The organism is Nocardioides sp., assembly GCF_050699375.1.
Taxonomy (GTDB): Bacteria; Actinomycetota; Actinomycetes; order Propionibacteriales; family Nocardioidaceae; genus Nocardioides.
Map to the genome: position 1 here is coordinate 1 of NZ_JBOHDN010000222.1, position 10,473 is coordinate 10,473.

The 10,473-nt window shown below is 69.3% G+C and carries 12 protein-coding genes; 7 read left to right on the forward strand and 5 right to left on the reverse strand.

Annotation, left to right across the window (positions count from 1 at the left end):
- Nucleotides 1-107: 107 nt before the first annotated feature.
- Nucleotides 108-761 (reverse strand): TetR/AcrR family transcriptional regulator, encoded by a 654-nt coding sequence (locus ACRDPS_RS16215; protein ID WP_431502688.1) that lies wholly within the window; start codon nt 759-761, stop codon nt 108-110.
- A gap of 87 nt (nt 762-848) precedes the next feature.
- Here ACRDPS_RS16215 and ACRDPS_RS16220 point away from each other — a divergent pair, with 87 nt between their 5' ends.
- On the forward strand, nt 849-2,648 hold the full coding sequence (locus ACRDPS_RS16220; protein WP_431502689.1) for a bifunctional sugar phosphate isomerase/epimerase/4-hydroxyphenylpyruvate dioxygenase family protein: 1,800 nt from the start codon (nt 849-851) through the stop codon (nt 2,646-2,648).
- Between the two features lie 79 nt (nt 2,649-2,727).
- On the opposite strand, the gene hppD is transcribed toward ACRDPS_RS16220, so the two are convergent.
- Nucleotides 2,728-3,933: a 4-hydroxyphenylpyruvate dioxygenase gene (hppD, locus tag ACRDPS_RS16225; RefSeq protein WP_431502690.1), complete on the reverse strand. Its 1,206-nt coding sequence runs from the start codon at nt 3,931-3,933 to the stop codon at nt 2,728-2,730.
- A 119-nt stretch (nt 3,934-4,052) separates the two neighbouring features.
- Between hppD and ACRDPS_RS16230 the strand changes: the two genes are divergently transcribed.
- Nucleotides 4,053-4,523 (forward strand): Lrp/AsnC family transcriptional regulator, encoded by a 471-nt coding sequence (locus tag ACRDPS_RS16230; protein WP_431502691.1) that lies wholly within the window; start codon nt 4,053-4,055, stop codon nt 4,521-4,523.
- A 15-nt stretch (nt 4,524-4,538) separates the two neighbouring features.
- Here the strand turns inward: ACRDPS_RS16230 and ACRDPS_RS16235 are convergent, their stop codons facing one another.
- Complete coding sequence (locus tag ACRDPS_RS16235; protein WP_431502692.1) at nt 4,539-4,952, reverse strand: ArsI/CadI family heavy metal resistance metalloenzyme; 414 nt, start codon at nt 4,950-4,952, stop codon at nt 4,539-4,541.
- A 75-nt stretch (nt 4,953-5,027) separates the two neighbouring features.
- Between ACRDPS_RS16235 and ACRDPS_RS16240 the strand changes: the two genes are divergently transcribed.
- The 3 genes from ACRDPS_RS16240 to ACRDPS_RS16250 are packed head-to-tail and all read left to right on the forward strand — an operon-like array spanning nt 5,028 to nt 6,492.
- Nucleotides 5,028-5,390 carry a metalloregulator ArsR/SmtB family transcription factor gene (locus ACRDPS_RS16240; protein ID WP_431502693.1) on the forward strand — a complete coding sequence of 121 codons (363 nt, stop codon included), beginning with the start codon at nt 5,028-5,030 and terminating at the stop codon, nt 5,388-5,390.
- Nucleotides 5,387-6,088 (forward strand): aquaporin, encoded by a 702-nt coding sequence (locus ACRDPS_RS16245; protein WP_431502694.1) that lies wholly within the window; start codon nt 5,387-5,389, stop codon nt 6,086-6,088. The genes ACRDPS_RS16240 and ACRDPS_RS16245 overlap by 4 nt, the downstream gene beginning before the upstream one ends.
- Nucleotides 6,085-6,492, forward strand: a complete 408-nt coding sequence (locus tag ACRDPS_RS16250) for an arsenate reductase ArsC (protein ID WP_431502695.1) — start codon at nt 6,085-6,087, stop codon at nt 6,490-6,492. The genes ACRDPS_RS16245 and ACRDPS_RS16250 overlap by 4 nt, the downstream gene beginning before the upstream one ends.
- On the opposite strand, the gene ACRDPS_RS16255 is transcribed toward ACRDPS_RS16250, so the two are convergent.
- A complete protein-coding gene (locus ACRDPS_RS16255; RefSeq protein WP_431502696.1) occupies nt 6,467-7,564 on the reverse strand; it encodes a sensor histidine kinase in 1,098 nt (365 codons plus the stop codon). The two genes, ACRDPS_RS16250 and ACRDPS_RS16255, sit on opposite strands and share 26 nt — an antisense overlap.
- Nucleotides 7,565-7,583: 19 nt before the next feature.
- Nucleotides 7,584-8,258: a response regulator transcription factor gene (locus tag ACRDPS_RS16260; RefSeq protein WP_431502697.1), complete on the reverse strand. Its 675-nt coding sequence runs from the start codon at nt 8,256-8,258 to the stop codon at nt 7,584-7,586.
- A gap of 86 nt (nt 8,259-8,344) precedes the next feature.
- Here ACRDPS_RS16260 and ACRDPS_RS16265 point away from each other — a divergent pair, with 86 nt between their 5' ends.
- Together ACRDPS_RS16265 and ACRDPS_RS16270 are read left to right on the forward strand one after the other, a co-directional pair.
- Nucleotides 8,345-9,508 (forward strand): lipid II:glycine glycyltransferase FemX, encoded by a 1,164-nt coding sequence (locus tag ACRDPS_RS16265; RefSeq protein ID WP_431502698.1) that lies wholly within the window; start codon nt 8,345-8,347, stop codon nt 9,506-9,508.
- Nucleotides 9,505-10,215: a VanZ family protein gene (locus tag ACRDPS_RS16270; RefSeq protein WP_431502699.1), complete on the forward strand. Its 711-nt coding sequence runs from the start codon at nt 9,505-9,507 to the stop codon at nt 10,213-10,215. The genes ACRDPS_RS16265 and ACRDPS_RS16270 overlap by 4 nt, the downstream gene beginning before the upstream one ends.
- The last annotated feature ends 258 nt before the right edge of the window (nt 10,216-10,473 follow it).

Below are 10,473 nucleotides of genomic sequence, written 5' to 3' on the forward strand. Positions count from 1 at the left end.
CTCGACCTGCAGAAGTGACTTCTCGGCCTGCAGAGGTGACGCCTCGCCAGGCGGGGTGACGCCTCGCCAGGCGGGGGTTGGCCTCGGCCGGTGGAGGTTGGCCTCGGTCAGGCAGAGAGCCAGCCGACGACGATGTCGCCGAGGATGCGGCGGTGGCGGGCGCGTACGTCGGGGGCGAGCATGTCGCGGCCGAAGAGGAAGCCGAAGGTGGCGCTGTTGGCGACCTGGAAGACGCAGTAGGCGCTGATCAGCATGTGTACGTCGAGGGCATCGACGTCGTCGCGGAGCTCACCCGAGGCCCGGCCGCGAGCGAGTACGTCGTCGAGGAGCGAGGCCGCCGGCGTACCGAGGTCGCGCAGCGACTCGACCTTGCCCAGGTGCTGGCCGTGGTGGATGTTCTCGACCGAGACGAGGCGGATGAAGGCGGGGTGGTCGTGGTGGTGGTCGAAGGTCAGCTCGGCGATCCTTCGCACCGCGTCGACCGGCGCCAGGTGGTCGGCGTGCAGTCCCTGCTCGGTCTCGCGGATGCCGCGGTAGGCGGCCTCGAGGACGGCGAGGTACAGACCTTCCTTGCCGCCGAAGTAGTAGTAGATCATCCGCTTGGTGGTGCGGGTCCGCTCGGCGATCTCGTCGACCCGCGCACCCGAGTAGCCCTGCTCGGAGAAGACCTCCGTCGCGATCTCGAGCAGCTCGGCCCGGGTGCGTTCGGCGTCTCGCAGCCGCTCTGCCGACTTCGGGGCGGAGCGTTGGGTGTCGACCATGCTCACGAGCCTAGAGCACGGCCCACTTCCCAACTCCCGGCAACTGTATGTACCGTTTCGTACATTAACCGACAGAAGGGCAACCCCATGCGCACCTCGATCGCCACCGTGTGCCTCAGCGGCGGCCTGGTCCAGAAGATGTACGCCGCGGCCGAGGCCGGCTTCGACGCGATCGAGATCTTCGAGGCCGACCTGATCTCCGCACCCCAGTCCCCCGAGGAGATCCGCGCGCTCGCCGACCGGCTCGGCCTCACCCTCGACCTCTACCAGCCCTTCCGCGATGCCGAAGGTGTCGACGAGGAAGCCTTCGCGACCGTGCTGCACCGTGCCGAGGCGAAGTTCCGCCTCATGCAGAGGCTCGGGATCGACCTGATGCTGGTGTGCAGCAACGTCGGCACCGCCACCGTCGATGACGACGGCGTCTCCGCGGGCCAGCTGCGCCGGCTGGGCGAGCTGGCCGCGACGTACGACATCAAGCTTGCCTACGAGGCGCTGGCCTGGGGGAAGTTCGTCGACGACTACCGGCGCTCGTGGCGGATCGTCGAGCTCGCCGACCACCCGAACGTCGGGATCTGCCTGGACAGCTTCCACATCCTCTCGCGGGGCCATGACCCCAAGCAGATCGAGGAGATCCCGGCCGAGAAGATCTTCTTCCTGCAGCTCGCCGACGCGCCCGCGCTCAGCATGGACGTACTCTCCTGGAGCCGCCACCACCGGCTCTTCCCCGGCGAGGGCAGCTTCGACCTGCCCGCCTTCCTCGCTCATGTACTCCGGGCGGGCTATGCCGGTCCGCTGTCGCTGGAGGTCTTCAACGACACCTTCCGCCAGACCGATCCCGTACGCACCGCCCGCCAGGCCCAGCGCTCGCTTCGCTGGCTCGCCGACCGCACGTCCGAACTGCTCGGCGACGAGGCAGGGCCGCTGCCCCGGCTGCCGGAGGTCGCGGCGCCGGAGGGTTTCGACTTCGTGGAGATCAAGGCACCGGACACCTCCGGCGTGGAGGTGCTGCTCGAGCAGCTCGGCTTCGACTTCGGCGGCCGACACCGCAGCAAGCAGGTGCGCCTGTGGACCTGGGGCGAGGCCCGGATCGTGTGCAACGACCAGCCCAGCAGCTCGCCCGAGCCGCGGATCGCGGCCGTCGGCTTCGACGTCGCCGGCTCGGACCCGGCCGCCGAGCGCGCCGCACTGCTGATGGCGCCTCCGGTCCACCGCCGGACGTACGCCGGCGAGCAGGCGCTGCGTGCCTTCGCCTCCCCTGACGGCACCGAGGTCTTCCTCTCCCACGCCGAGGACTGGATCACCGAGTTCAACGGCGGCAGCGAGTCCCCCGCCGCCGCGCGCATCGACCACGTCAACCTCGTCCAGCCCTGGCACAGCTTCGACGAGGCCGTCCTGTTCTACGCCAGCGTGCTCTCGCTCGATCCGCAGCCGACCCAGGATGTCGCGGGCCCGGCGGGTCTCGTACGCAGCCAGGTGATGAGCTCACCGGCCGGCGGCGTACGTCTTCCGCTCAACCTGCTTCCGACCGGGCAGCTTCCACCCGACCGGCAGGGTCACGCCCAGCATGTGGCGATCGCGTGCCACGACATCATCGGGGTCGTCGCGGCCGCCCGGAAGCGCGGCCTGCGGCCGCTCGAGGTGCCGGGCAACTACTACGCCGACCTCGCTGCCCGCTTCGACCTGCCGGAGGATCTGCTCGGCACGCTGCGCGAGCTGGACCTGCTCTACGACCGCGACGGCGAGGGCGAATACCTGCACTGCTACACCGAGACCGTCGGCAAGGTCTTCTTCGAGGTCGTCGAGCGCCGGGAGCGCTACGACGGCTATGGCGCCGGAAACGCGCCGGTACGTCTCGCCCAGCAATCCCGCCGAGTCGGCGCATCCTAACCAGATTCCCCGCCGAGTCGGCGCGTCATGACGAGCCGACTCGACGCCGGATCACGTCAGAACGAGCCGGGTCGGCAGGTCAGAAGTTGCCGCGGAGCTCCTGCTCGCGCTCGATGGCCTCGAAGAGCGCCTTGAAGTTGCCCTTGCCGAAGCCGAGGGAGCCGTGGCGCTCGATCAGCTCGAAGAAGACCGTGGGGCGATCGCCGATGGGCTTGGTGAAGATCTGCAGCAGGTAGCCGTCCTCGTCGCGGTCGACGAGGATCCCGCGCTTCTGCAGCTCCTCGATCGGCACCCGCACCTCACCGATCCGGCCACGCAGCTCGGGGTCCTCGTAGTAGGAGTCGGGCGTGTTGAGGAACTCGATCCCGGCGTCACGCAGCGCGTCGACGGTGGCGAGGATGTCGCCGGTCGCGAGCGCCAGATGCTGGGCGCCGGGGCCCTGGTAGAACTCCAGGTATTCGTCGATCTGCGACTTCTTCTTCGCGACCGCCGGCTCGTTGAGCGGGAACTTCACCCGGTGGTTGCCGTTGGCCACGACCTTCGACATCAGCGCGGAGTAGTCGGTGGCGATGTCGTCGCCGATGAACTCGGCCATGTTCGTGAAGCCCATGACCCGCCCGTAGAAGTCGACCCACTCGTCCATCTTGCCGAGCTCGACGTTGCCGACGACGTGGTCGAGTGCCTGGAACAGGCGCTTCGGCGCGCCCTCGGCCCGCTTCAGCGTCGAGGTCCGGGCGACGAACCCGGGCAGATAGGGCCCGGCGTAGGCACTCCGGTCCACCAGCGTGTGGCGCGTCTCGCCGTAGGTGGCGATGGCGGCGATGCGTACGGTGCCGTGCTCGTCGCTCACGTCGTGGGGCTCTTCCAGCACGGTCGCCCCCTCGGCGCGCGCGTGCTTGACGCAGCGGTCGACGTCGGGCACCTCGAGAGCGATGTCGACGACGCCGTCACCGTGACGGGCGTGGTGGGCGATGATCTCGCTGTCCGGCGCGACCCCGCCCTTGATCACGAACCGCACTCCCCCGCTGCGCAGCACGTAGGCGTGGTGGTCGCGGTTGCCGGTCTCGGGGCCGGAGTACGCCTCCAGGTTCATGCCGAAGGCGCTCTGGAAGAAGTGGGCGGTCTGGGTGGCGTTGCCGACCGCCCACACGACCGCGTCCCAGCCGGTGACCGGGAACGGGTCGGAGGTGTCGTCGTAGGCAACCAGGCCGACGAGCTGCTCGAGCTCGGCCAGCCCGAGTCCGGCGAGCTTCTCTTGGTTGGTCAGGGTGTCTGCAAGCGTCATAGGGGCAAGTCAAGTGGGCCCGATCACACCACACAAGATGATCAACCGACACTGATCAATCTGCCAGATCGGACCAGCATTGACGTCGTTTCAGTAGACAATCTGTCTACTGTTGAGGCATGAGACTCGATGACCTCGACGTAGCCCTCCTGGAGACCCTGCACGCCCACCCGCGGGTCGGCGACCTGGAGCTCTCCCGCGTCGCCGGAGTCGCCCGAGCCACCGTGCAGAGCCGGCTGCGCAAGCTGGCCGAGGCAGGTGTGATCCGTGACTGGGCGCCCACCATCGACCCCGCGGCCGCTGGCCACGCCGTGCAGGCCTTCGTGACCCTGGAGATCTCCCAGGGCGCCCTGGACGACGTACGTGACGACCTCGCCGAGATCCCCGAGGTGCTGGAGGCCTACGTCACCACCGGCTCCTTCGACGTCTTCTGCAAGGTCGCGACCGCATCCCACACGAAGCTCCAGGAAGTGCTCGTACGCATCGACCAGTCCCACGCCGTGGTCCGCTCGACCAGCGTGGTCACCCTCTCCACACTCATCGCACCACGCACTCTCGACCTGCTACGCACCGGCGCGACAGCTCGGTGACGGACAGTCTCAGGACTACGCACAGCAGGGAGAAGAATCCTCCGCCGGCGCGCACATGACCGGAGAGTCGCCGAGGACCGTGTAGACCTCCCACCGCTCCCCGTCCGGCGCACCCTCGACCCAGAACTTGTCCTGCTTGGCGTAGCAGCACTCGGTGCCGCGCTCCTCGATCGAGGCGAACCCCGCTTCGGCCAGACGGGTCTGCTCCGCGTCGACGGTGTCCGTGTCGACGACCTCGACCCCGAGATGGTTGAGCGAGCCACCCTTGCCGGGGCTCTCCATGAGCACCAGCTTGAGCGGCGGCTCGGCGACGGTGAAGTTGGCATAGCCGGGGCGGATCTTCGCCGGCTCGGTGGCGAAGAGCTTGGTGTAGAACGCGATCGACGACTCGAGGTCGTCGACGTTGAGGGCCAGCTGGATGCGTGACATCGGAGTCTCCTTACATAGATGAATGTCTATGTGTTCGAGATTGCCATCTACATCGACATCCGTCAATATAGATGTATGTCGAATTCCACGCCGGTCCTAGAGCTGACCCCGGTCGGCGAGGCGGCCTGCTGCCCTCCGCTGACCAAGCAGCCGATCACCGCCCAGCAGGCCGCGTCAGTGGCGCCGATGCTCAAGGCCCTGGCGGATCCCGTACGCCTCCGGCTGCTCTCCCTCGTCGCCGCCCACGAGGACGGCGAGGCGTGCGTGTGCAACCTAAACGATGCCTTCGACCTCTCCCAGCCGACAATCAGCCACCACCTCAAGGTGCTCCACGGCGCGGGTCTGCTGGACCGAGAGAAGCGCGGCACCTGGGTCTACTACCGCATCCGCCGCGAGGCCCTCGGCAACCTCGGCATCCTGCTCGGCGGGGCGGTGTGAGTGGGCTGGCACGGCGGCTCGTCGCCGAAGGCGTCGGGACCGCGCTCCTGGTCGCCGTCGTGGTCGGATCGGGCATCGCGGCCGAGCAGCTCTCCCCCGGCGACGTCGGCCTGCAGCTCCTGGAGAACTCGCTGGCGACCGTCTTCGGCCTGGCGACACTGATCCTCCTCTTCGGCCCCGTCTCCGGCGGCCACTTCAACCCGGTGGTGTCCCTGGCCGACTGGTTCCTCGGCCGCCGTGACGGCGACGACGGCAGCAGCCTGAGCCTCCCGGAGGTCGGGGCGTACGCAGCGGCCCAGTGTGCCGGCGGCGTCGCCGGCGCGATCCTGGCGAATCTGATGTTCGACGTCGAGACCGCCCTCTCGGCCAAGGACCGGGCCACCGGCCCCCACTTCCTGGCCGAGGTCGTGGCCACGGCCGGCCTGGTCGCCCTGATCTTCGCGCTGGTCCGCACCGGACGAGCCGCCCTCGCAGCGCCCGCGGTCGGCGCCTACATCGGCGCCGCCTACTGGTTCACCAGCTCCACCAGCTTCGCCAACCCGGCGGTCACGGTAGGTCGGATCTTCTCCGACACCTTCGCCGGCATCGCCCCGAGCAGCGCCCCGGCCTTCGTCGCTGCCCAAGCGATAGGAGCCGCCGTCGGCGTACTCCTCGTGCTTGTCCTCTATCCGCACAAGTCAGGAGCTCCCAGACCATGACCTCGAGACCCACCGTCCTGTTCGTCTGCGTCCACAACGCCGGCCGGTCCCAGATGGCCGCGGGCTATCTCCAGCATCTCGCCGGCGACCGGGTCGAGGTCCTCTCGGCCGGCTCCGAGCCCGCGGGCGCGGTCAACCCCGTCGCCGTGGAGGCGATGGCCGAGGAGGGCATCGACATCGCCTCGGCCCAGCCCAAGGTACTCACCACCGAGGCCGTGCAGGTCTCCGACGTGGTGATCACGATGGGCTGTGGGGACGCGTGCCCGTTCTTCCCCGGCAAACGCTACGAGGACTGGAAGCTCGAGGATCCCGCCGGGCAGGGCATCGAGGACGTACGCCCGATCCGCGACGAGATCCGCAACCGCATCGAGGCGCTCATCACCGAGATTGCGCCGGAGCGCTAGGCAGCTCCACCGAGACCCGCAGCCCGCCTCCGGGGCGAGGGAGGACCGCGAGGTGGCCGTCATGGGCGCGGGTGATGCTCTTGACGATCGCCAGGCCGAGGCCGACGCCCGCCTGGTCGACGTGGATGCGCTGGGTGCCCCGTTGGAACGGCTCGGTGAGCGTGGCGACCATCTCGCGGGAGAGCTCCTCGCCGGTGTTCGCGACGGTGAGCACGACGCTCTTCTCGTTCGCCGCGATCGTGACCGACACGGTCCCACCGCTGGGCAGGTTGTGGACGATGGCGTTGTGCACCAGGTTGGTCGTCAGCTGGAGCAGCAGTGCGTAGGACCCGATGGTGCGGGCCTGCTCGCTGGGGGTCGAGATCGTCAGACCACGCTGTTCGGCGAGCGGGAGCAGCACCTCGACGGCCTCCTCGACGACCAGCGACAGGTCGACCGGATCGCGGTCGAAGGAGCGCCGGTCGGCGCGGCTGAGCAGGAGCAGTGCCTCGGTGAGGTCGATCGCCCGGGTGTTGATCAGCCGCAGCCGCTCGATGAGCGCGTCGACGTCGCGGTTCGGGTCCTTGCCGGCGACGTCGAGGAGCGTCTGGGTGATCGCGAGGGGCGTACGCAGCTCGTGCGAGGCGTTGGCCGCGAAACGCTGCTGCTCGGCCACCTGCGCCTCGAGCTGCGCGAGCATGTTGTCGAAGCCGTCGGCGAGCTCACGGAACTCGTCGTCGCGGCCCTCGAGGTCGATCCGGTGCGAGAGCGACCCGCCCGCCGCCGTACGCGTGGCCTCGGTGATCTTCGTCAACGGCGCCAGCATCCGGCCGGCGAGGATCCAGCCTCCCACCAGCCCGAACAGCAGCAGGAACCCCATCATCGTCGCCGCCCGCGGGGCGAAGGCACGTTCGAGGTCGGAGCGGTTGGGGACGAAGGGAGCGCTCGGACTCCCGGGCCGCTGCGGCCACTGGACCCACACCCCGTCGGGGACGTAACGCAGCAGGAAGACCCACACCACGGCGAGCAGCAGGACGCCGGTGACCACGATGACCCCGGCATAGCTGAGCGTGAGCTTGAGCCGCACGCTCATCCCCGGAGCTCTAGGTGATCTAGCCACTCGCGTCATCCACCTCGATGCGGTAGCCCACGCCCGGCACGGTCGCGATGATGGCCGGCTCGCCGAGCCGTTTACGCAGGGCCGAGACGGTGATGCGTACGGCATTGGTGAACGGGTCGGCGTTCTCGTCCCACGCCCGCTCCAACAGCTCCTCGGCGCTGACCACGCCACCCTCGGCGGCGGCGAGCACCTCGAGCACGGCGAACTGCTTGCGGGTCAGGGCCACATAGCGCCCGTCGCGGTAGACCTCACGCCGGAACGGGTCGATCCGCAGGCCGGCGATCTCGCGCACCGGCGGCCGGTTGTGGGCCCGCCTCCGGTCGAGCGCCCGCAGCCGCAGCACCAGCTCGCGCAGCTCGAACGGCTTGGTCAGGTAGTCGTCGGCGCCCAGCTCGAACCCGGAGGCCTTGTCGTCGAGGCGGTCGGCGGCGGTGAGCATCAGGATCGGCATGCCGCTGCCCGAGGAGACGATGCGCTTGGCGATCTCGTCGCCGGAGGGCCCGGGGATGTCGCGATCGAGGACGGCGATGTCGTAGGTATTGACGCTCAACAGCTCCAGGGCCGTGTCGCCGTCGCCGGCGATGTCGGCGGCGATCGCCTCCAGCCGCAGACCGTCCCGGATCGCTTCGGCCATCAACGGCTCGTCCTCGACAACCAACACTCGCACTCTGACGATCCTACGGCGCGAACTTATCGCCGACGTATCCAAAACCGCATACGCCCTGGCCACACCGAGCGGCGTTGACTGGCACGGTGACCTTCACTGTCAGACCGATCAGCCCCGCCGAGCACCTCGACCACGTCCAGTCGCAGCGCTCGGTCAGCTTCCTGCAGACCCCGGCGTGGGCCGCGGTGAAGACCGAGTGGCGCAGCGAGTCGATCGGTTGGTACGCCGGCGAGCGGCTCGCCGGAACCGGGCTGGTGCTGCACCGACCGGTGCCGCGGCTGGGCTACACGCTGGCCTACCTGCCGTGGGGGCCGGACATCGACTGGGACGGTGGGCTCACCGTCTGGTTCCCGCCGCTCGTCTCCTACCTGCGGTCGCAGGGCGCGTTCGCGATCCGGGTCGCTCCCCCGCTGCCCACCGACACCTGGACCGCGGCGCAGGTCAAGGACGGCATCGCCGACCCGGACGTCGCGCGGCTCACCGACCTGCCCGGCCAGTCCGCTCCGGTCGGCGGCGAGGTGACCCGGTATCTGCGCGACTCCGGCTGGCGCCCGCAGAGCCCCGAGGACGGGTTCGGGGCAGGGCAGCCACAGTTCACGTACGAGATCCGGCTCCGCCATCCCGACGGGACCGCGCGCTCCGAGGACGACGTGCTCAAGGGGATGAACCAGCTCTGGCGACGCAATATCAAGAAGGCCGCCAAGGCCGGCGTCGAGGTCACCACCTCCGCCGGCGGCGCGGACCTGAAGGCGTTCCACGACCTCTACGTCCACACCGCCGCCCGCGACGGGTTCACCCCTCGGCCGCTGGCCTACTTCGAGCAGATGTTCACCGCGCTGAGCGCCGAGGACGACCCCTCGACCGGCGAGCGGCGGATCCGGCTCTACCTCGCCCGTCACCAGGGCGACCTCGTGGCCGCGACGATCTATGTCCGCGTCGGCGGCCACGCCTGGTATGTCTACGGCGCCTCCTCGACCGAGAAGCGCGACGTACGCGGCTCCAACGCCTGTCAGTGGGCGATGATCCGAGACTCGCTGGCCGCCGGGTGCGACGTCTACGACCTGCGCGGCATCACCCCGACCCTGGCCAGCGATGACCCGCACGTCGGGCTGATCCAGTTCAAGGTCGGCACCGGTGGACGAGCGGTGAGGTACGTCGGCGAGTGGGACCTGCCGCTGCGGCCGATCCTCTACCGGGCCTTCGACCTCTACATGAGGCGACGGATCCAGAAGGAAGGGGCACACCGATGATCGTGAACGACTCAGGCTCACTCACCGAGACCGGCATCATCATCCTCACGGTGCTGGCACTGCCGGTGGCCGTGCTGGCGGTGCCGGTGCTCGCGCTGCTCCGCCGAGGGCTCGGTATCGCCTGGCGGGCGGCGTGGCGCAAGTCGCTGGCCGAGGTCGCCATCGTCTACGGCACGGTGCCCGGGGTGATGATGACGATGGTGCCCGGCAGCATGGCCGGCCTCGTCACGGGGACCGTCAGCCTGGAGCCGTTCGTCGACATGCCGACCATGGGCCCCGTCGGCATCGTCGGCAATGTGTTGATCTTCGCCGCGCTGGGATTCTTCGGTCCCATCCGCTTCAGCGCGCTGCGCTCGGTCTGGCGGGTGCTGGTGCTGGCCACCGCGGCCTCGGTGACGATCGAGGTGATGCAGTACGCCCTGCTGCTCGACCGAGTCTCCTCCGTCGACGATGTGATCCTCAACGCCGGTGGCGCCACGGTCGCCGCGATCCTGTCCTGGCCGCTGTGGCGCCGCCGGACTACACCCGCGCCGAGCGTGGTCGCCAGCAACAGCACCGGCCTGGTGCGGTCGATGGGACCGCACCAGGCCGTGGTTGCACTGCCTATTGCGCTGGGCTACTCGTCGGATTGGTTGGTGAACTGTCGCTTCTGCTGGTCGTCGAAGCGCTTCTGCGCGAGAAGGCGTTCGTACTCTTCGTCGCTGTAGTCCGACGAGTAGTCGGCCATCAGGTCGACGTCCGGCTCGCCGCTCTGCTTGTCCTTACCCCTGCCGCCGCGTCCGCCCGCGCCGGCACCGGCCCCGCGCGTCTGGCTACGGCTGCCCGCGCCCGCAACGCCTCGGCCTCCCGCACCCCGCATGCCACCAGCACCCGCTCGTGATGCCTGGCCGGGGGCTCCGGCCCTCGGTGCGGCGCCGGCTGTCCGTCCGACGGCGGCCTTCGACGGGCTGGCCGCGGTGCTGACC

Coding starts and splice junctions, on each gene's coding strand:
- ACRDPS_RS16220 (WP_431502689.1), top strand. CDS start 849: ATGCGCACCTCGATCGCCACCGTGTGCCTCAGCGGCGGCCTGGTCCAG.
- ACRDPS_RS16235 (WP_431502692.1), bottom strand. CDS start 4,952: ATGTCACGCATCCAGCTGGCCCTCAACGTCGACGACCTCGAGTCGTCG.
- ACRDPS_RS16255 (WP_431502696.1), bottom strand. CDS start 7,564: ATGAGCGTGCGGCTCAAGCTCACGCTCAGCTATGCCGGGGTCATCGTG.
- ACRDPS_RS16230 (WP_431502691.1), top strand. CDS start 4,053: ATGAGACTCGATGACCTCGACGTAGCCCTCCTGGAGACCCTGCACGCC.
- hppD (WP_431502690.1), bottom strand. CDS start 3,933: ATGACGCTTGCAGACACCCTGACCAACCAAGAGAAGCTCGCCGGACTC.
- ACRDPS_RS16240 (WP_431502693.1), top strand. CDS start 5,028: ATGTCGAATTCCACGCCGGTCCTAGAGCTGACCCCGGTCGGCGAGGCG.
- ACRDPS_RS16215 (WP_431502688.1), bottom strand. CDS start 761: ATGGTCGACACCCAACGCTCCGCCCCGAAGTCGGCAGAGCGGCTGCGA.
- ACRDPS_RS16270 (WP_431502699.1), top strand. CDS start 9,505: ATGATCGTGAACGACTCAGGCTCACTCACCGAGACCGGCATCATCATC.
- ACRDPS_RS16250 (WP_431502695.1), top strand. CDS start 6,085: ATGACCTCGAGACCCACCGTCCTGTTCGTCTGCGTCCACAACGCCGGC.